Genomic DNA, 20,208 nt, shown 5'->3' on the forward strand with positions numbered 1-20,208 from the left:
GCTGGCGAAGCCTGCGTTCGGCTGCGAAGCGGCCGTAAATCCTGAGTCCTCGGTTTTACTGAGACACTGCGGTTGTTGATTTTACGACTGCTTCGCAGCCCAACGCAGCCTCGCAAAGCTCGCCAGCTGCTACGGGGGATCAGCCGTGCCAGTCATATGTTGGGGTTTGAGAAGGGTGGCGCCGCTCAGGAGATGCTGCGCGGCAGCCAGAAGAACATCGCAATGCAGAAGATCGTCAGGCCGGCGCAGAACCACTGGAATCGGCGCAGTCGACGCTTTTCGGCGTGTTCGGCCAAGGCCGGGAGAGGCATGCCGCACTGGCGGCACTCGGCTTCTTGTGAAGGGTTGGCGTGTTGGCAATACAGACAGATGGGCATGGCACTCACTCGAACTGTTCCAGGCGCAGACGATCAAGAATGACAATCTGGCGGCCTTCCTGAGTGATGATTTTTTCATCGATCAGGCGGCGAATGATCCGCGAGAACGTCTCCGGCTGGATCGACAGATGCCCGGCAATCAGTTGCTTGGCCATCGGCAGTTCGAACTGGCTGTCAACGGTTTGCTGGCGCACCAGCTGCGTCAGCAGATAACGCACGACCCGGTGGGTAGCGTTTTTCAGCGACAGGGTTTCGATCTCGTTGACCCGCTGGTGCAGGCGCACACAGAGCTTGCCGAGCAGAGCAAAAGTCAGGCGACTATTGCTCTGCAGCAGACGCATGTAGGTGTTGTTGGATATCCGGTAGAGCTGAGTCGGACAGATCGCTTCGGCGGAGGCTACATAGTTGGGGGTGTCCATCAGCATCATCGCCTCGGCGAAGGTTTGCCGATCGCCGATGACCTCAAAGACCTTTTCCTGGCCGTCGGGCGTCAGTCGGTAGATCTTCACTGCGCCCGCTATCACGAAATAAAACGAGTCGGCCGGCTCGCCCTGGCGAAACAGCGGTTCGCCCTTGTCGATGCTCAGCAAGTGGCTGGTACTCATCAACTCATCGAGTTGCTCTTCATTCAATGGCTCGAACAAATGATGACTGCGCAGAATCTGGTGATGGACTCGATGAAGCACCATAAAAATTCATCCTGATGGCTGGGGAAGGGGATAGCTATAAGGTCAGATTAGTCCTAGAGAGACTCCGCTGGCGAGGGCTACTATCGAACTCAGCACTACAAACCATGCCAGAGGCTGGATGACTTTTTTCATGACGACTCCAGGTAATCGAGGGATCGAAGTGGGTAAGAAAGGTACTCATGATTGAGCAAGACTCGGGCCATGCCTGGAGGGCTGTATTTGCAGGAGGTTTGCGGAATATCGTGGTAAAAAAGACCCTGGTCAGCAGGGTATAAATAACCATCAAATGGTTATTTATACCCTTCTGAATCACGCCTTGTGGTGAGGAGGGGACGCGAACCGTAGCAGCTGCCGAAGGCTGCGCTCGGCTGCGCAGCAGTCGTAAAATCAAGCGCCGCGGTACTCCAGACACACCGTGGAAGCAGGATTTGCGACTGCTACGCAGCCGAACGCAGGCTTCGCCAGCTGCTACGAGGAATGTGCGGGGCAAGAAATTCCTTAACTGACTGGCAACGGTTGACCCTGAATCGACATCAGGGCACGCCCCTTGCACACCCTAGTTCAACTACAGACGGGCCGATTCCCCAATGGCCGTCTGCAAGCTTGATCTGTGACAACTGCAACTCATCGGTAATACCCGATGATCTGACCGGGATTTACCCTCCGGCAGCAAGGTAAAGGAGTGGTGTTATGCAAGTACTTGACCGCCGTACAGCGATGGCAATTATGCCGCTGTTACGTCTGGCCTTTCGGCCGTTTTTCCTGGCGGGCTGCCTCTTGGCTTTGCTGGCTGTACCCCTCTGGCTGGCGGCGTTCACTGGCGCGATCAGCGGCTGGCAACCGGCAGGTGGCTGGCTCGCCTGGCATCGGCATGAGCTGTTGTTCGGCTTTGCCCTGGCGATTATCGCCGGCTTCTTGCTGACCGCCGTCCAGACCTGGACCGGACGTCCCGGCATCAGTGGCAAGCCGCTGGCGGTGCTGGCGTTGCTTTGGCTGGGCGCGCGCCTGGCCTGGCTGGCGAATGCGCCGTGGCCGTTGCTGGCAGTTCTGGAGTTGGCGTTCCCGCTGGCGGTGGCGGTGCTCATGGGCTTCACGCTGTGGAAGGTGCGGCAGAAACGCAACTACCCGATTGTCGCGGTGCTGCTGCTGATGGCTGTAGCCGACGGCTTGTCGGTGTATGGCCTGCTGCCAGGCCATGAAGCCTGGCAGCGCCAAAGCGTATTGACCGGGATCTGGCTGGCGGCGGCGATGATGGGCTTGATCGGCGGGCGGGTCATACCGTTCTTCACCCAGCGCGGCCTCGGCCGGGTCGAGGGTGTAACGCCTTGGCCCTGGCTGGATCTTCTGCTGTTGGTGGGTTCGGCGCTGGTAGCCCTGTTGTACGCCGCAGGGCCCGCGCTTTCCCCCAATGTGTCAGTCGGTCTGTTGTTCGCGGTGTTGGCGGCGGGGCATCTGGTGCGCCTGGTTCGTTGGCACGATCGGGCGCTCTGGCGAGTGCCGTTGCTCTGGTCGTTGCACCTGGCCTATGGCTGGTTGGCGGTGGCCTGCCTGGGCATGGCGCTGTGGCATTTCGGTGTGCCGCTGAACCCCAGTCTGGCGGTGCATTGCCTGACGATAGGGGCCATGGGCGGCCTGATTCTGGCGATGATCGCCCGGGTCAGCCTGGGGCATACCGGCCGTGCGCTGGAGCCGCCGTCGGGGATGACCCTGGCGTTCATTCTGTTGAACCTGGCGTGTCTGAGCCGGGTGCTGCTGGTCATGTTCTTGCCGACCCCGGGCTTGTGGCTGGCCGCTCTGTGCTGGGCCTTGGCGTTCGCGCTGTACGCCTGGCGCTACGGACCGATGTTGTTGCGTGGCCGGGTTGACGGCCATCCAGGATGAGCAGGCAATTTGACGGAGGCTAACGGTGATTTACCCCATTTTGCTGGTCATCCACTTGCTGGCCGCGATCGCCTTCATCGGCACGCTGTTTTTCGAAGTGTTCATCTGGCACTCCGCCCGCCAGCAGTTGGCGCAAGCTGCGCAACTGCCGGCGGATCAGGCGATAGCGGTGCGCTCGCGCAAGGTGCTGCATGGCGTGGTGTTGCTGTTGTACGGCGCCGGCATCGGTCTGGCGTGGCAGCACCGCGCAGTCTTGAGCCAGCCGCTGGCAAGCAGTTTCGGCACGCTGTTGAGCCTGAAGATCGGGCTGGCCTTGAGCATTATCGGCCATTACCTGTTGCTGGCATACCTGCTCACACACGCACGGCTGACCCCGACCCGCGCCACCTGGATTCGCCGCAGCATCCTTGGGCACATGGTGGTGATCGTGATCCTGGCCAAGGCCATGTTCTATTGGCACGGCTGACAACCGATTCCCCCAGCCCAAGAAAAACCCGCGACAACCGGTTGGCTGGCGCGGGTCTGGAGTGGCTGCCAAACGATCAATCGCGAGGGTTGATGGCCTTGACGAACAGCACGTTGTTTTCCAGATGGATGTGCTGCATCAAATCATCGCGAAATTCCAGCAACCCCCGGTAAAGCGCACGCCAGGTGTTGCAGGCATTGGCAGGCGGGGTGATGTTGTTGGTCAAGGCGAGCACTTTCTCAAGGGCCTCACCGTGTTGATCATGTTCAAAACGCAGCACCCGGATCGGGGGCGCGGCCTGCGGGCCCATCCCCTGTTGCAGCATCGGGAAGAGCACCTGCTCTTCCTTGAGCATGTGCCCTTCGAGTTCCTGCTGCATGTCCTGCAGGTGGTCGGCCAGGCCATTGGGGCAGCCGTCGCGCGCACCATGCACCAGCTCGACGCGGCGGGCCAGGCGGATCAGTTCCGGCAGCTGCTCGCGGTGCCGGGCGTGGTAGCGCGCCAGGAGGTGGGCAATCAACAGCTCCTCGGGTTCGTTGCGCCAGTCGTGCCGGGTTTCACCGGAGTCTTGCAAGGCGAGCAGGGCATCGGCAATCAGCAGCGGATCGAGGCCCTTGCCAAGGGCGGCTTCGCGCAGGCTTTTCTGCCCGCCGCAACAGAAGTCCAGATTGAAGGCGTGAAAAGTCCGGGTGGCGCCGGGGATGTCGCAGGCCAGTTGGCCGAGACTTTTTTCCAGAAGGGTCAGGCTCATCGGGATTCCTCTATAGGTTTCACAGGTTCCCCGGTCCTGTTGCATTCCGCGTGCCATAGATAACTTACTGAAAAATATCGATTAATTTTTTGTTGTGGTGATCCGTACCCTGACGGATTAGGGTAAATCAAACCATAGAGGGTAATTACTACCATGCTGCGTGAAAGCCTGGCCGCCGACTTGATTGTCGAGCTGCCCAATGCGGTACGATTGCAACGTCTGGTCCAGACCCTGCGCGAATACTTCAACAGTGGCGCGGTGGGACTGCTGCGCCTGGAAGACGACAGCCTGCGGCCGGTGGCAACGGTGGGGCTGGTTCACGAAGCGCTGGGACGGCGCTTTGTGATCGCCCAGCACCCGCGACTGGCGGCGATCATGGCCTCGCGCGAGCCCACCTGGTTCGAACCCGACAGCCGCCTGCCGGATCCCTATGACGGCCTGCTCGACGGCCATGTCGGCGAAGCGCTGCCGGTGCATGACTGCATGGGCGTGAGCCTGTATGTGGAAGGGCGGATCTGGGGCGCGATCACCCTTGATGCGCTGCATGCCGGGACTTTCGACAGCCATGCGCGCGAAGAGCTCAAGCGTTGTACCTTGCAGATCGAGGCCGCCGTGCGGGTGACCCGGCTCGAACAGGAGAACCGTAGCCTGCGCTTGTCCCGCAGCGATATTCAGGACGATCGGATGCCGGCGGAAGAAGGCGAGATTCTTGGGCAGAGCGAGGTACTGCGCCAGTTACTCAATGAACTGGAGGTGTTGGCCGACTCCGAGCTGCCGGTATTGCTGCTGGGTGAGACCGGGGTCGGCAAGGAGCTGTTCGCCCGGCGCTTGCACCGTCATTCACGGCGGCGCCACAAACCCCTGGTGCACGTCAATTGCGCCGCCCTGCCAGAGTCGCTGGCGGAGAGCGAGTTGTTCGGGCATGTCAAAGGGGCGTTTTCCGGAGCCACCAGCGATCGCGCCGGGCGTTTCGATGCGGCCAATGGCGGCACGCTGTTTCTCGACGAGGTCGGCGAATTGCCGCTGGCGGTGCAGGCCAAATTGCTGCGCACCTTGCAGAACGGCGAGATCCAGCGCCTGGGTGCCGACAAGCCGCTGCATGTCGATGTGCGGATCATCGCCGCGACCAACCGCCATCTGCCGGACAGCATCCGCGACGGCCTGTTTCGCGCCGACCTGTATCACCGGCTCTCGGTGTATCCGGTGCCGATTCCGCCCCTGCGCGAGCGCGGCAATGATGTGTTGATGCTGGCCGGGTACTTTCTCGAACTCAATCGGGCGCGTCTCGGCCTGCGCGGTTTACGCCTGTCGCCGGCGGCCGAACGGGCGTTGCTGGGGTATGCCTGGCCAGGCAATGTGCGGGAGCTGGAGCATGTGATCAGCCGGGCAGCGTTGAAGCAGCTGAGCCGCGGCACCAGTCGCAGCCAGATCATGACCCTGGAGGCCGAGCTGCTGGATCTCGACAGCACGAACGGCGCGCCGCCTCTGGTGACCGAACAGCCCATGGACGATGCCTCTGACCTGCCATTCCAGCCCTTGGGCGAAGCCATCGACGATTACCAACGGAAGAAAATCCTCCACGCCTTGAGCCTGTCCGGGGAGAACTGGGCCAGCGCCGCGCGGCTACTGGAAATCGATCCGAGCAACCTGCACAAACTGGCCCGACGCTTGCGGCTCAAGTGACGCAGAGCAGGTCCGTCGTTGCCTGGTGTTGATATTGGTCAAGGTCGCGTCGCGCAGTGGCTCGCACACTGAGTTGAACTTTCCGGAGATCACCGCCATGCCCCTTTCCCTGGCTGAAATGCGCCGCAATTACACACTGGATGGACTGCAGGACGATTTGATGCCGGACGATCCACTGGCCTTGTTCCGCCAGTGGCTGCAGCAGGCCCGCGACACCGAGAGCGCACCGGTCGAAGCCAACAGCATGGCGCTGGCGACGGTCGACAGTCAGGGGCACCCGCATTGCCGGATCCTCCTGCTCAAGGGCCTGAGCGATGAAGGCTTCACTTTTTTCGGCAATTACCAGAGTGACAAAGGACAGGACCTGGCGGGCAATCCCCATGCGGCCATGACCTTTTTCTGGCCTGCCCTGGAGCGTCAGGTGCGTATCGAGGGCCAGGTGTCCAGGCTCGACCCGCAGCTCTCGGATGCGTACTTCGACTCCCGTCCCCTGGCCAGTCGGCTGGGCGCCTGGGCATCGCCGCAAAGCCGTCCGGTGGCCAGTCGGGCAGCGCTGGAATCCTTGTTGGAGGCAGCCGGACAGCGCTTCGTTGGCCAGACCCTGCTGCGACCCGAGTACTGGGGTGGTTACTGCCTGCATCCTGAGCGGCTGGAGTTCTGGCAAGGGCGTGCGGATCGCTTGCATGATCGTTTTGATTACCGGTTGAGCAAGGGGGTATGGCAGCGTAATCGGTTGGCGCCTTGAGCCTCCCCCGTAGCAGCTGCCGAAGGCTGCGTTCGGCTGCGTAGCAGTCGTAAAATCAGGCACTGCGGTATTCCAGGCAAACCGTGCAAGCAGGATTTACGACTGCTTCGCAGCCGAACGCAGCCTTCGGCAGCTGCTACGGTGATCACCCCATCCCCCCAGTCGAGGTACCTCCTCGGAGGAATAGGCTCCATCCACATTCCGGTTCACGCTGGGCCATACCCTATCTACAGGAAGGCTTGGATATGGCCCATCTGGCGCAACGCACTTTTCAACCCCTGAACATCGCCGTGCTGACCATCAGCGATACGCGCACCTTCGATACCGACACCTCGGGACAGACCCTGACAGACCTGCTGCAAACCGCAGGGCATGTGCTGATCGACCGTGATCTGGTCAAGGACGATATTTATCAGATCCGCGCAATACTCTCCCACTGGATTGCCGACCCTCAGGTGCAGGTCGTGCTGATGACCGGCGGCACCGGGTTCACCGCTCGCGACAACACCCCGCAAGCGGTCCTGCCGTTACTGGACAAGCATGTGGAAGGTTTTGGCGAACTGTTTCGCCAGGTCTCCCTGGCGGAAATCGGCATGTCCAGCCTGCAGTCCCGGGCACTGGCCGGGATGAGCAATGGCGTGCTGGTGTGCTGCGTACCAGGCTCGCCGGGTGCATGCCGAACCGCCTGGAACAAAATCCTCCTGGAGCAACTGGACAGCCGCACCGGCCCCTGCAATTTCGCCCCGCATTTGAAGCCACAGCCGCAGCAGGTCATCGCCGCCTGTGAGGCACGCTCATGAGCGGCCCGGTATGCGACAGCGGCAAACTGATGCCGGTGGACGAGGCCATTGCCCGCCTGCTGGACCAGGCACCACCACCGCCTCCAATGCAAAAGATCGCCCTGGAGCACTGCCTGGGACGGGTGCTGGCAGCGGATATTCACTCCCCGGTAAACCTGCCGGCATGGGACAACAGTGCCATGGATGGCTACGCATTCAAGGCGGCCGATCTGCCCCAGGCGGGAGGTTATCTGCAGGTGGTCGGGCGTATTGCCGCGGGCGATGGCGAGGCTGCAACCTTGCTGGCCGGTCAGGCGGTGCGAATCTTTACCGGTGCGCCGCTGCCACCGGGGGCCGATACCGTGGTTCCGCAAGAGCGTTGCCAGGTCGAAGGAGAGCGCGTCTGGTGCCCGCCGGCAAGCGTTGGCGAACATGTGCGCAAGGAGGGCGAAGAAGTGCGCCGCGGGGATCTGCTGCTCAAGGCCGGCAAGCGTTTGCGCGCCCAGGAACTGGGGCTGCTGGCTGGCGCTGGAATAGCGCAGGTCGAGGTCTATCGAGCGCTGCGGGTGTGCTTGTTGAGCAGTGGCGATGAATTGCGCGAGCCAGGCGATCCATTGGCGCCGGGGCAGATTTACAACAGCAATCGTTACTGTCTCGCCGCGTTGTTGCGTGGCTGGGGCGTCGAGGTGCATGACTACGGGGTCATGGCCGATGAATTGGCGGCCAGCCGGGATGCCTTGAGCCTGGCCTCGTCTGAATGCGATCTGTTGTTGACCTCGGGTGGCGTATCGGTGGGCGAGGAGGACCATCTCAAGCAGGCGATCGAGGAACTCGGCAGCGTGGATTTCTGGCGCCTGGCGATCCAGCCAGGCAAACCCCTGGCCTTTGGCGAGGTGGCTGGCAAACCCTGGATCGGCATGCCGGGCAATCCGTCGGCGGCGCTGGTGACTGCCCTGGTGGTCGTGCGCCCGTTCCTGCTCCGGGCCCAGGGTGTGGAGGAGGTGCTGGCGCTGCCATTGGTCATTCCGGCAGGGTTCGACTGGCTGCAGCGCAACAAGCGCCGGCAGTACCTGCGAGCGAAGTTGAGCCCGGGTGTCGACGGGCAATTGAGCGTGGAGCTGCACCCTCAACAAAGCTCGGCGATGTTGAGCGCCGCCTGCTGGGCCGACGGGCTTGCCGTGGTCGAGTGCGAGCAGCAAGTGCTCAAGCACGACAACGTTCGGTTCCTGTCCTTTGCCGAATTGATGCATTGAGCGCACTTGATTGCCGTCAAGGCCGTGGCGGTCTGTCTCGCTAGACTGGCAGCGGATTTTCGACCGCTCCGAGCCTGTAGGTGACAGCTGTCAGCCGATGGTCGATACGAGCTCTTTGATGAGGATTACCCATGCAACTGGTCTGCCCGGCAGGGAACCTGCCTGCGCTCAAGGCGGCAGTACGCCAAGGCGCCGATGCCGTCTACGTCGGTTTTCGTGATGACACCAATGCCCGGCATTTCGCCGGGTTGAATATGGACGACAAACAGTTCGACGCCGCGGTCGCGTTCATTCGCCAACATCAACGCAAGCTCTATGTCGCGGTCAACACCTATCCTCAGCCCAAGGGCTGGGAGCGCTGGCAGCGGGCAGTGGATCGCGCCGCCGATTTCGGCGTGGATGCACTGATCGCCGCGGATCCCGGGGTGCTCAACTACGCCTGCCAACGTTTCCCGAAACTGGCGTTGCACTTGTCTGTCCAGGGCTCGGCGACCCATGCCGCGGCGTTGGGTTTCTATGCGCAGCGCTACGGTATTCGCCGCGCCGTGCTGCCGCGAGTGCTGTCGTTGGCCCAGGTACGCCACGTCGCCGCCAGCAGCCCGGTACCGATTGAAGTCTTCGGCTTCGGCAGCTTGTGCATCATGGCCGAAGGGCGCTGCCATCTTTCTTCCTATATCACTGGCGAATCGCCGAACCTGTGCGGCGTCTGTTCGCCGGCCAAGGCGGTGCGCTGGAGCGAGGACGCCCAAGGTTTGAGCGCGCGCCTCAGTGAGGTGCTGATCGACCGCTACACCCCGGACGAACCTGCCGGGTATCCGACCCTGTGCAAGGGCCGTTTCCTGGTCGACGGCAAGCGCTTCCATGCGCTGGAGGAACCCACCAGCCTCGACACCCTGGATCTGCTGCCGGAACTGACAGCGATCGGCGTCGAAGCGGTGAAAATCGAAGGCCGCCAGCGCAGCCCGGCCTATGTGGAACAAGTCACCCGCGTCTGGCGCGCCGCCCTGGATGCCCATCGCGGCTCGCCCGGCAGCTTTCGGGTCAAGGATGAATGGCGTCAGGTATTGGCCGGTTTGTCCGAAGGCAGCCAGACCACCCTGGGTGCTTATCATCGATCATGGCAATGAGGGACGGGACATGAAGCTCAGCCTGGGACCGGTCCTGTTTTACTGGGACAAACAGCAACTCAGCAATTTTTACGCCGAGATGTCGGCCTTGCCCCTGGATGTGATTTACCTGGGGGAAACCGTGTGCTCGAAACGCCGGGCGTTTTCCCTGGACCAGTGGCTTGGCCTGGGGCGCGAGCTGCAAGAATGCAGCCAGGCGCAGCTGGTGCTTTCCAGCCTGACCCTGATCGAAGCGGCTTCCGAACTCTCCAGCCTGCGCCGTCTGTGTGACAACGGCCAGTTGCTGGTGGAGGCCAACGACATGGGCGCGGTGCAACTGATGGCCGAGCGCAAATTGCCCTTTGTCGGTGGTCCGGCGTTGAATGTGTATAACGGACATTCCCTGAGCCAGTTGATGGACAGTGGAATGACTCGCTGGGTGCCGCCGGTGGAGTGCTCTGCGGCGCTGATTGCCGATGTGATCGAGCAGGTGGGCGAACTGGGTCGTGCGGTGCCGGAAGTCGAAATCTTTGCCTATGGGCATTTGCCCCTGGCCTATTCCGCGCGCTGCTTCACCGCCCGGGCGGAAAACAGGCCGAAAGACGACTGTCAGTTTTGCTGCATCAACTACCCCGACGGCATGGCCCTGACCAGTCAGGAAGGTCAGCCGTTGTTCACCCTCAATGGCATCCAGACGATGTCCGCCGAGGTGACCAATCTGCTGGCGGATTATTCCGGGCTGGTGGCCTGCGGTGCCGATCTGTTGCGCCTGAGCCCGCGTGCCCAGGGCATGGCCGAGGTGGTCGGGGCTTTTCAACGGGTACGCCTGGGCGAGACGCCGCCGCTGTTTGTCGAAGGCTGCAATGGTTACTGGCATGGCCAGGCCGGGATGTTGCGCGTCGAGGAGGTCGGCCTGTGTTGAACCGAAAAAAATGGCTGTTGAAAGGGGCCGACCGGTTGTTGCCGCTGGTACGCCGGGTGCCTTTTGCCGTGCAGCGGCTGGCGTTGCAGCAGGCGCTCAATCGTTGCCTTGCCGAGCCGTTGCGTGATGGCGGCTTCGAGCTGTTGCGCGGGCGCTGGCTGTGCCTGCGGATCCCTGACCTGGGCTTGTCCTGGTACTTGACCCTGGGGCGTAACGGCTTGCAGATCGCCGAGCGCGCTGAGGCGCAGGTGACTATCAGTGGCAACTGGCGGGAGTTTTTGCTCCTGGCCAGCCGTCAGGAAGATCCGGACACGCTGTTTTTTCGTCGACGGCTGGTGATCGAGGGGGATACCGAACTGGGGCTGGGGCTGAAGAATCTGATCGACAGTCTTGATCCGGATGTCTTGCCTGTTTGGTTGTGGCGCAATCTGGAGCGGGCGGGGAAGGGGGTGGCGGCGGGGTAACCATCAAGATCAAAAGATCGCAGCCTGCGGCAGCTCCTACGCCGACCGCATACACCTGCAATGGGCCGGGTGTACGCAATCCCCTGCGGCAGCTCCTACGCGCCGACCGGGTACACCCGCAATGTTGTGGGTGCACACAATCCCCTGTAGGAGCTGCCGCAGGCTGCGATCTTTGGGCGGCTGTCACAGCATTCATGCCAGGCTCAGGCCTGTGACGAAGCGGCATAAACAGCTTGCTGCTCTTCCTCAAGATCCCCCACCACCGCTGGCACCCTTTATATGGGAATCGTGTCAACTGGACAATCTCGTTACGCGAACAACCTGTACGGGTAGGACGGGGTAGGTTCATGGGTGTCCTCGCGCGAAACCGCAGGCACCTTCTCAAACAGCTCTAATGGGTGCAGCAGGAAATAGGTTTTCCATTCAAAGTGGATTTTTTGAGGCCGGGGTTTGGGGAACAATGGAACCAAAATCCAACGTAAGCCCTACCACCTCCGCTCGTAAGCGCTTGTGGGTTCATTATCGCTGGGCGTGAGGGAAACACTCGGTGACAATCGGGCTAGCGCCCGTCGAAAACCTTCCACTTTGGACATATCTCCCCGGGTTCTGTGGATAATGACGCCATAGGCGTAAGGGAATAAACCCTCCAGCCAGTCTCGTGGGTGGATCTCGACGCTGTTCTCCAGTGTCGCGACGACCCAGTCGGGGAGCCATGACATATCGCGGTCCGAGAAGTTGACTTCGCCTGCGATCAGCAACGCCAGCGTGGTACGCAGTGACGATTTGTCCTTCAATAATCGCTCTTGCAGCGCTTGGCAAGCGTCCGGGTCATCCAGTAACACGCGAAGATCGTTGGGCCTGCTCAGCTTCAGCGAGGCAGGAAGCAGCGCAGACAAGGCCGGTAACGAGTCCGTCCAGCGTTTTTGCACCTCCAGATCAATCCCGACGAAGTCCAGCGCCGGGGGCGCAAGCGGCGCGTAACGGATAACCGTGGGTGTCAGATAGCGCAGGCGAAGGCTCATGATGTCCATAAAGAGCCGGTCACTGGCGCATAAAGACTCCAGGGCAGGTGCGGTGCGCGGTTTGGTTGATGGCGGTGGGCCGATAATGAACGTCGCATTGCGTCGGTGGGGCAGGTAATGAATGTCGCCCCAGCTGTCGTTCAGGCGGTGGGCGAGCCAAGCTTGGGGTGCAGGGCCGTTGAACGGGTCCAGGTTCATGGGGACGCCAAAACCGTTGAACACCACATGACCGAGGGGATTGAGGCGGCTCTTCAATAGTTGGTGGAACCCGTGATCAAACACGATCGGGGCATAACCGCTCTGGGTGTAGAGGTCGACAATAATGACGTCGTACCGGTCGGGGGTGACGACTAGAAAGTGCGCGGCATCGGCGACCACACTGTCAAAGTCGATATGCGCTGCAAGTCGGTTCCGGTTGTCGAGGCTGTGCACGAGTGCGGTCTCGTCCAGATCAACGGCCAACAGACTGGCCACTCTGGTGCTGGCTGCGATCGGCGCCAGCGCCACTCCGTCCGAAAGCCCCAGCATCAGAACCGAGATTCGATCCTTGGACGGATCCCCCAGGAAACCGGTACAGCCCATGTCGTCATAATATTGGCCGCAGAAGATCTGTTCATGTCGAGCAGATTCAGATCGATCCTTGAAGTCCGGCATGGTGAAAGGCAACTCCGTTTGTAAGAGGCGGGTGTACGGCGAGGCACGTCAGTGCGCAAACGCTTCAGGGTATTTGTCCAGGTAGGCATCATTGAGCTGCGTATCCGGGGAACGCATGAAAGTTTTGAAATCGGGTACTAGAAAGACCAGTAGAGACAACAGCAGCACCATGACGCCCAGCAGCGTGATTGTCAGTGCGACCCCCAGATAGGCGATCAGGGTGTTCATCGCAAAACTGCCCAAGGGGCTGGCCGCCGCAGACAGAAATGAAACCGTGGCAAAAATCCGGTTGCGATGGAGCTTGGGCGTCGCCAGCAACCTCACAGCGGAGGTGGGGATGTTGATCAACATCAGGCCGACGCCGCCGCAGAAAAAGGCCGCGGGCACTATGAACGACGATGAAACGGTGCCGACTACCACCAGGTTGCACCCCAGTAATGCAAAACCTGCGGACACACACATGTCACGGGGGACCCGGTCGGATAACCAACCGATGATCTTGTAACTGCCCGCCAGAATGCCCAGCCCGAAGCACGAATCCAGAAGACCGATGTAAGTGACCGGGTACTGGATGACGTCCTTTACGTATAGTGGGATCAGGATGGTGAAGAACGGAAACAGGGCAAAGTTGATCAGCATTGCGATGATGGCCAGGTAAAATTCGACTTTCACTCCGTACACCACTTTGAAGCCTGAATAGATCATGCTGAAGCCGCTGGCACCCGGGGCTTTTTCGCCTTGGCCAGTGGCACCGATGTGGCTCGGGATGGTCGCGATCAACGCCCCGGCGATGAGAATCGCAAAAAAATCGGCGGCAAAGGCGAACGTGATACCGAACCCGTAAATCAACCCGCTGGCCAGTACCGGCCCCAGCAGAATGGAAAAGGACGACATCACGCTTTTGGTCCGAAAGGCCAGGGAGACTTTATCGTCGTCTGCAAACAAAGGAATGATCGACGCCTGGAGAGGGTCGCGCACGCCGACGATCGCACTGCTGATCATCATTAGTGCGCCCAACGTCCAGGGGTTGAACGACCCCGTAACGGACAGCACCACCATCAACAGCGCTGTCAGCAGGCTGATCCATGAGGCCAGCTTGATGATCAGGATTTTGTTGTACTTGTCCCCCAGCCATCCCAGCAGGGGTTTGGCTAACACCTCCGCCGCGATGGAACAGGCAATCATATTGGCAAAATAGAGCGCAGAGCCTGTTTCCTGCAAGGCCCACCAGGCCACTGCCAGTTGATTGCACCGCCCCCCCAGAACCATCAGCAAAAAGCTGAATTGCACTTTCAGCAGACGCCGGTCGATGCCGGGAAAGCCCCACGTAATGCCTGAAAAATTTGCACTCATTGACGTACCTTTGATCCGGATAGGGTGACTGCGCAATCAGGGGCGTTCAAAAAACGACGGGGTAACATTCATCAGGGAAAATCGCCAGATATCGCTCGATGCCACCCTCAAGGCTATAGAGTTCCGCTTCCTGGCTGACGGTGCGAACTGCCAGCAGGGCCGCCTTGCTCCTGACGCCGGATTTGCAATAGAAAACGATTCGGCGGGCGGTATCGAGTTCTTCCTGGCGCTTGATGATGTCTTTGAGCGGAATCAGTCTGCCGCCCAGCGAACCTTGCTGATGCTCGCTGACATCGCGCACATCGACCAATTGAAATGGCGCTTGTGTCGCTATCCAGTCATGCAGTGTGTCGGGTGACAGCCAGTCGCTGTCGCGCCACGCAGGCGTGGTCGTAGCGCCAAGCGTTCTCGCAGGGGGCCGGTCCCGTGTTTTTTTGTTGATGTTCAACAGGTGGAAGGTGTTGTCCAGGCAGTCGATAGACAACAATTGCCCGCTCAAGGGCTCCCCGGCACGGAGGATGAGCTTGAGTACTTCATTGGCCTGAAAGCAACCGAGCAAGCCAGGTATGACGCCAAGAACGCCCGCTTCCGAACAGTTTTGTGTCAAGTGCGGTGGCGGCGGTGTTTCGAACAGATCCCGGAAGCACGGCCCCCGTTGTTGGGTGTGCCGGTTGTAATAATTAAATACCGACACCTGCCCCTCGAACTGACTGATTGAGGCATAGACCATTGGCTTCTGCTGATCTGAGACCTTTGCCAGCGTTTACGCACAGAGAACCCTTCAATGCATCGGGTCGTATACTGGCAAACACCGGAATACCGATGCGGTCCAGCCAGGTTGTGTCGGTCACTCGGGTAATGCCCAAGCGCGGGGCTATATCGTTGACGATGATCTTTAATGTTTCTTCGGCACTGCGGCGACGAAGGCTCGAACTAAGCCTTTGCACAAAGGGTCACCTCTGAGTGATGAACGGTATAAGCAAGCATCATGTTCGGCACAATAGTAGACGGGAGGGAATAATTTCCCTCCCGTTTTTTCAGGCTGCGATTTTAACGTCTTCAGCCAGAGCCAGCGTCAACACGTTGTGGTTCGACTGATGTGCCACAAAACCGGCGTGCTTCAGGCTTTCATCGTTCAGAATGACGGAGAACTTCTCCGCGGTTTCTGCGTCCAGTTCAAGCTCGAAGGTTACATCATTAACTAGGGAGTCTATTTTATTTATCCTGTCCGTAGCATTGCGTTTGAGAAAGGTTGTTGCGCAACACCTATAAGGTTTTGCAAGTAGTGGAGCTCACGTCAAACCAATATTGGTTTCAAGATGTTGCGATTTTATATCTCTGCGAAGTGCTGACGAGTTGCTTGAAGCATTAGTCGCAAAGCGCTTGTGCACCCCTCGCATAAATAGCGATGGGTTATGCGATTGCGGGATGGGTACATCGGTTTGAATGAGGCTTGGTGTTTTTTGAGTTTTGAATTTTGGGTTTGGGGAGCAATGGATACTTTCTGAGCCTGTCTCGTTGAGCGGGTCCCTGAAAGAAGGCAGATTGTCTCCTCCTACATTCCCATCGATTTGTGCTGAGATTTGCGTAGGATGTTTCTGATTCTTTGTACGACAATGCCCCGCAGTAATTTCTTTATTGAGGTAATGGGTCTAATCCCGCGCCATCCACGTCCTAGTGGCCTGAGCGGTTAATCCATTGATTTATTCTTTATCACGCTCAACTACCGAGCTGATGATGGCTTCAGCCGTTTTGTTCCACCCAGCCTTCCACAGCGTTTAACCAAGACGCGCTGGTCGGTGTGAAGTGCAATTTGAAAGGAGGATGCTTTTCCAGCCACTGCTTGATGGCAGCGGTCTTGTGGGTCGAGCTGTTATCCAGAATCACATGCAAATCCAGTCCGGCGGGTGTGCTGTGGCCTGGTAATCGGACGGATTACCCCGCGCGCATTATCGCCGCATCTCCCCCGGTTTCGCGGTCCAGCAGGGCAAGTCCCCTCGCCACAGGTTCGGTGTTTGGCACTGCCTTCTCAAACCACCGTCTCGGTGGCATCGACCATCAGGTTCTCTTCCTCAAGATCCCCCCCACCAATCAACCGTTTCACCTCTTCAAACAACTCATCGCTCTGCTCCTCGCTGCAGTCCTCGCCATAGCGCTTGCGCAAACCATGCTGGCTCAGAATCAGGTGCACATCGGCGTGCAGGCCGTGCTGGTTCAGGCAGCCTTCGACACATTGCAGCGGGCAGCCGTCCAGCGCGAGGATCGGTCGTCCCGAGCGCGCCTTGTTGACCAGCTGCGCCACGTGCCCGCCGACTCCGACGATACACGACATCTCCGCCAGGCCGGCGCGGTCCAGGCGCAGGGCCAGGGTGTTGGCCAGCTGTGCAACGTTCGAGCAACCGGAACAGGAGTAGACCAAAGGCAGGGTTGAATCGGACATGAGGGTTCTCCACAGATGGACTCTGTCAGTGTGCAAGGCTGGCGGTATTGCGCCTTGACCATGGTCAAGGCTGCGCGGTGCACGGCTACTGCTGGTAAGCGGCCAGGTCTTCTTCGGCGAGGATGCGGATGTTGCGCCGCTCCATCGCAATCAGGCCGCCCTCGACCAGGCGATGCAAAATCCGCGAGAAGGTTTCCGGCTGGATCCCCAGTTTCGAGGCCACCAGGCGTTTGGACACCTGCAGGACAATATGCCCGCTGACGGGGTCGCGTTCCTGGAACAGGAAGTTGATGACCCGGCGGCTGGCGTTGGCGAGGGTCAGGGTGTCGATGTCCTTGAGTCGCTGGTGCAGGTGGATGCTCATGCTCGCGAGGATCGCCAGGCAGATTTTTGGCTGGTCCTCCAGGGCTGTGCGGTAGTGAGCGCCTTCGATACTGACCAGCACGCTGTCTTTCAGCGCCGTGGCGCTCACCGGGTAGAGCCGGGCCTGGCTGAACAGCAAGGCTTCGGCAAAGGTTTGCCCGGCGTGGATGATCTCCACCAGATTTTCCTGGCCCTCGCCAGTGACCCGATGCAGCTTGATCTGACCGCTGACCAGCAGGAAAAAGCGCTTGGCCGGATCGCCCTGATGCATGAGGGTGCCATGACAGCTCAGGCGTTTCAGATTGGCCAGGGCGCAGACGTCCTGGAAGACCTTTTCCGGCAATTGGCTGAACAGATGGTGACGGCGCAAGATTAAAACGATTGAAGGGTGGGTCAGCATGGCGTACCTCCGCTGATGGTCATGGTAGAGCGAGCGGACCCTTCGGCCTATGCCTCCGCAGGTCTACCTCGAAAGAGAGATGCCCGTCAGCTCGCGCTGCGCAGATGCTCCATGGCCCACACCGCAGCTTCTACCCGCGAGCGCAAGCCGAGTTTGTGCAGCAGGTTTTTCACGTGGACCTTGACCGTGCCTTCGGTGATGCCGAGCTTGTGGCCGATGACTTTGTTGCTGAACCCGCTGGCAATGGTTTTCAGCACCTGGCGCTCACGCTCGGTCAGTTCGACCACCGCCAGCCGTGGCGGTGAACGCAGCGCCTGGGCCATGACCCGGGTCAGGCCGGGGCTGATCACCAGTGCGCCGTTCAGGGCATCGTGGATGTACTGAATCAACAGCTCGGGTTCCATGTCCTTGAGCAGATAGCCGTCGGCATCCAGCCGCAACGCGTCGCGTATATCGTCTTCGGCGTCGGACACGGTGAACAGCAGCACCTTTCCGTGGTAGTTCATGGCCCGCAAGTGACGCAGGGTTTCCAGGCCATTCATCTGCGGCATGTTGTTATCGAGCAGCACCAGGTCCGGCTGCAGAGGTTCGATGAGGGTCAATGCTTCTTCACCGTTGCCGGCTTCACCGACGATCAGGAAATTTTCTTCCAGTTCGAGCATCTGGCGGATGCCGTGACGCATCATCGGATGATCGTCTACCAGCAGGATTCGGTGTTGCAGGGGAGTGGTCATGACACGCTACCTTGTGTTTGCTGTCCGAGAAATTCCGGTTGGAATTCCAGTTGGACGAGGGTGCCCTGAGGCGTGCGGGAAACTATCTGCAGTTCGCCACGCAGGCTGCGAGCACGTTCATTCATGATGTTCAGGCCGTGGTGTTCGCGCTGGTCGACATCGCCGCAAAAACCCCGGCCGTCGTCTTCGATCGAGAGCCTGACGGTCTCGCCTTCCTGCCGCAGTTGCAGCCAGGCGTTTTGCGCATGGGCGTGGCGCAGGCAATTGGAGAGCGCCTCGCGGGTGATTTGCAGGAGGTGGATTTGCTCGCTGGCCGACAGCTCGAAGGCCAGCGAATCGACGTGCAGGTGCACCTGGAAATCGCCCCGGCCGGAGAACTCCTGGGCGGTGTCCTCGAGTTCCTGCACCAGCCCCGCGTCGTGAATCTGCAAGCGAAAGGTGGTCAGCAGTTCGCGTAACTGGCGGTAGGCATTGTTCAGTCCTTCGCGCAGTTCGGCGGTGACGGTTTCCAGGGTTTCCACCGGTTCGCCACGACGCATCAGGGTCTGCATGCGGCTGACTTGCAGCTTCATGTAGGACAGCGCCTGGGCCAGTGAGTCGTGCAGTTCGCGGGCGATGATCGTGCGTTCTTCGAGCAGTAGCAGGCGATGGTCCTGTTCACGCTGGCGCTTGAGCGAGAGCGAAGTACCGATCAGGTTGGCCAGCGCCTGGATCAGTTCGGTTTCCCAGGTTTGCGCCGGGTGACCGTCGACAAAATGCGCCTTGAGTTCGCCCAGTTCATTGCCCTGGTTGCTGATGCTGAAGGTTTGCGGGCTGGCGGTGTGGTGCTTCTCGCAGGTGGCGCAATCGCTGCTGGCGCAGACCTCGCGGCTGTTCTCGCCATGCAGGGCGAGCAATTGCGAGGCCGGAGCCTGCAGTTGTCCTTGCAGGCACAGCAACAGGCGCAGACCGGGCAGGCGCTGCTGGAAGCGCCGGATCAACTCGTCCAGCCCTTCGGCGTTGGCCAGGCGGGTGGCCAGGCTGCGGCTGCTTTGATACAGCAGCTCGAGGGCCGCATTGGCTTGTTGCAGGTTCAGGGTCTTTTGCTGGACCTGGCTCTCAAGGGTGCGGTGCGAGTCTTCGATCGTTTCGGCCATGGCGTTGAAACTCATGGCCAACTGGCCCAGTTCATCCTGCGACTGATGATTGACCCGCACCTTGAAATCGCCACCACGAAAGCGCTGGGTGGCGTCCACCAACTCTTGCAGGGGCGAGACCACGCCGTTCTGCAACTCGTACAAACCGATCAGCAGAATGATCATGGTGGTGAACAGGGCCATGCCCTGGATCGCCTGCTGCCAGCCTTGTTTGTGTTCGCTTTGTTGCTGCAACAGGCTGACGAACTGGTTCATCTGTTCGACGAAGGGCAGGGCACTGGCCTGAAACAGCGCCGAATCGCCGCGCTCCAGTGCCGGACGCAAATTGTCGTTCCAGTGCTGCTGGATGTGTTGGTAGCTGGCCTGCAGCGAGGTGTTCGGGCCGTCTTCGAGTACCGCCTTGAGCGACTGGCTGTCGAGTCGCCGCTGCAGGCTGTGGGTGATGCTGGCGATTTCTTCGGCGGTTGCGCCCGAGGCCAGTTTCCAGCTCAGGTGATAGGTCTCCATGCGCACCGAGCCTGCGGTGTTGATCGCCGCCGCGTCGCCCTGGCTGAACCAGGCGATCAAGCCGGCGCTCAGGGAGCTGGCGAGGGCCAGTACGGCGATCAGGATCACCGCGAGCCCGGCGCGAGCGGGCAGGGAGCTGCGCAGCCAGTTCAACATCAGTGTCGATCCGGGGCAATGGGCAGGTTGTGGCTGAGCGAATAGTGCATGTGCAGCTCCAGGTTGAAGGCGGGCAATGGTTTTGCAGCCGATCCCGGGCGCACTACCTCCAAAGAGTTGTCGGCCGCTGCGTGTCGGCAAAAGCCTCGGCAAACAAGGTTAATCAATTGATAAATAAAGGGTTTTGTTCGTTTTGGGGACTACCACCTTAGAGGTAGACAGGGCCAGCATAGGCTTATACCGCCTTGGGCTTCGTTGACGTGGATCAAGTTTTCCCGGGGTTCGTCTCTCTAGTCTGCGGCCATGGCTAACTGACTGGAGAACATT

19 protein-coding genes and 1 pseudogene are annotated in these 20,208 nt (G+C 60.1%); 9 read left to right on the plus strand and 11 right to left on the minus strand.

The features are described 5' to 3' along the window. Positions 1–185: 185 nt before the first annotated feature. Positions 186–377 carry a protein DnrP gene (locus AC3IUA_RS09745; RefSeq protein WP_489362290.1) on the minus strand — a complete coding sequence of 64 codons (192 nt, stop codon included), beginning with the start codon at positions 375–377 and terminating at the stop codon, positions 186–188. A gap of 5 nt (positions 378–382) precedes the next feature. Then, positions 383–1,066: a Crp/Fnr family transcriptional regulator gene (locus AC3IUA_RS09750; RefSeq protein ID WP_489360385.1), complete on the minus strand. Its 684-nt coding sequence runs from the start codon at positions 1,064–1,066 to the stop codon at positions 383–385. 690 nt (positions 1,067–1,756) lie between these two features. On the opposite strand from AC3IUA_RS09750, the gene AC3IUA_RS09755 reads away from it, so the two are divergent. Together AC3IUA_RS09755 and AC3IUA_RS09760 are read left to right on the plus strand one after the other, a co-directional pair. Further along, entirely contained in the window at positions 1,757–2,947 is a 1,191-nt protein-coding gene (locus AC3IUA_RS09755; protein ID WP_489360386.1) for an NnrS family protein, read from the plus strand. 28 nt (positions 2,948–2,975) lie between these two features. Next, positions 2,976–3,413 carry a hypothetical protein gene (locus AC3IUA_RS09760; protein ID WP_489362292.1) on the plus strand — a complete coding sequence of 146 codons (438 nt, stop codon included), beginning with the start codon at positions 2,976–2,978 and terminating at the stop codon, positions 3,411–3,413. A gap of 76 nt (positions 3,414–3,489) precedes the next feature. Here AC3IUA_RS09760 and ytfE read toward each other — a convergent pair whose 3' ends face one another. Then, a complete protein-coding gene (ytfE, locus tag AC3IUA_RS09765) occupies positions 3,490–4,164 on the minus strand; it encodes an iron-sulfur cluster repair protein YtfE (RefSeq protein ID WP_489360388.1) in 675 nt (224 codons plus the stop codon). Between the two features lie 153 nt (positions 4,165–4,317). Here ytfE and norR point away from each other — a divergent pair, with 153 nt between their 5' ends. The 7 genes from norR (at position 4,318) to ubiT (ending at position 11,116) form a co-directional block, all read left to right on the plus strand. Next, positions 4,318–5,847, plus strand: coding sequence for a nitric oxide reductase transcriptional regulator NorR (gene norR / locus AC3IUA_RS09770; protein ID WP_489360390.1), 1,530 nt, complete (start codon positions 4,318–4,320; stop codon positions 5,845–5,847). A 97-nt stretch (positions 5,848–5,944) separates the two neighbouring features. Next, positions 5,945–6,592, plus strand: coding sequence for a pyridoxamine 5'-phosphate oxidase (gene pdxH / locus AC3IUA_RS09775; RefSeq protein WP_489360392.1), 648 nt, complete (start codon positions 5,945–5,947; stop codon positions 6,590–6,592). A 245-nt stretch (positions 6,593–6,837) separates the two neighbouring features. Then, a complete protein-coding gene (gene moaB / locus AC3IUA_RS09780; protein ID WP_489360394.1) occupies positions 6,838–7,392 on the plus strand; it encodes a molybdenum cofactor biosynthesis protein B in 555 nt (184 codons plus the stop codon). Then, complete coding sequence (locus tag AC3IUA_RS09785; RefSeq protein WP_489360396.1) at positions 7,389–8,624, plus strand: molybdopterin molybdotransferase MoeA; 1,236 nt, start codon at positions 7,389–7,391, stop codon at positions 8,622–8,624. Before moaB ends, AC3IUA_RS09785 begins: the two co-directional genes overlap by 4 nt. A gap of 131 nt (positions 8,625–8,755) precedes the next feature. Continuing rightward, a complete protein-coding gene (ubiU, locus tag AC3IUA_RS09790; RefSeq protein WP_489360397.1) occupies positions 8,756–9,751 on the plus strand; it encodes a ubiquinone anaerobic biosynthesis protein UbiU in 996 nt (331 codons plus the stop codon). Positions 9,752–9,761: 10 nt separating this feature from the next. Then, positions 9,762–10,652 (plus strand): U32 family peptidase, encoded by an 891-nt coding sequence (locus AC3IUA_RS09795; protein WP_489360399.1) that lies wholly within the window; start codon positions 9,762–9,764, stop codon positions 10,650–10,652. Next, positions 10,646–11,116: a ubiquinone anaerobic biosynthesis accessory factor UbiT gene (ubiT, locus tag AC3IUA_RS09800; RefSeq protein ID WP_489360401.1), complete on the plus strand. Its 471-nt coding sequence runs from the start codon at positions 10,646–10,648 to the stop codon at positions 11,114–11,116. Before AC3IUA_RS09795 ends, ubiT begins: the two co-directional genes overlap by 7 nt. A 485-nt stretch (positions 11,117–11,601) precedes the next feature. Here ubiT and AC3IUA_RS09805 read toward each other — a convergent pair whose 3' ends face one another. From AC3IUA_RS09805 to AC3IUA_RS09840, 8 genes and pseudogenes are all read right to left on the minus strand, one after another. Beyond that, the gene (locus tag AC3IUA_RS09805) at positions 11,602–12,792 is read right to left on the minus strand and encodes a spermidine synthase (RefSeq protein ID WP_489360403.1); all 1,191 of its coding nucleotides are present in this window, start codon (positions 12,790–12,792) and stop codon (positions 11,602–11,604) included. A gap of 48 nt (positions 12,793–12,840) precedes the next feature. Then, positions 12,841–14,145: an MFS transporter gene (locus AC3IUA_RS09810; RefSeq protein ID WP_489360405.1), complete on the minus strand. Its 1,305-nt coding sequence runs from the start codon at positions 14,143–14,145 to the stop codon at positions 12,841–12,843. A gap of 46 nt (positions 14,146–14,191) precedes the next feature. Next, positions 14,192–14,905: a ThiF family adenylyltransferase gene (locus AC3IUA_RS09815; RefSeq protein ID WP_489362294.1), complete on the minus strand. Its 714-nt coding sequence runs from the start codon at positions 14,903–14,905 to the stop codon at positions 14,192–14,194. Positions 14,906–15,897: 992 nt separating this feature from the next. After that, a pseudogene (locus tag AC3IUA_RS09820) lies at positions 15,898–16,059 on the minus strand (transposase); the annotation flags it as partial. Between the two features lie 115 nt (positions 16,060–16,174). Further along, positions 16,175–16,585: a putative zinc-binding protein gene (locus AC3IUA_RS09825; RefSeq protein WP_489360407.1), complete on the minus strand. Its 411-nt coding sequence runs from the start codon at positions 16,583–16,585 to the stop codon at positions 16,175–16,177. Between the two features lie 85 nt (positions 16,586–16,670). Next, on the minus strand, positions 16,671–17,348 hold the full coding sequence (locus AC3IUA_RS09830; protein ID WP_489360409.1) for a Crp/Fnr family transcriptional regulator: 678 nt from the start codon (positions 17,346–17,348) through the stop codon (positions 16,671–16,673). Positions 17,349–17,434: 86 nt separating this feature from the next. Beyond that, positions 17,435–18,082, minus strand: a complete 648-nt coding sequence (gene narL, locus AC3IUA_RS09835; protein ID WP_489360411.1) for a two-component system response regulator NarL — start codon at positions 18,080–18,082, stop codon at positions 17,435–17,437. Further along, entirely contained in the window at positions 18,079–19,881 is a 1,803-nt protein-coding gene (locus tag AC3IUA_RS09840; RefSeq protein WP_489360413.1) for a HAMP domain-containing protein, read from the minus strand. Before AC3IUA_RS09840 ends, narL begins: the two co-directional genes overlap by 4 nt. Positions 19,882–20,208: the final 327 nt, after the last annotated feature.

Source organism: Pseudomonas sp. KH_050, assembly GCF_057838875.1.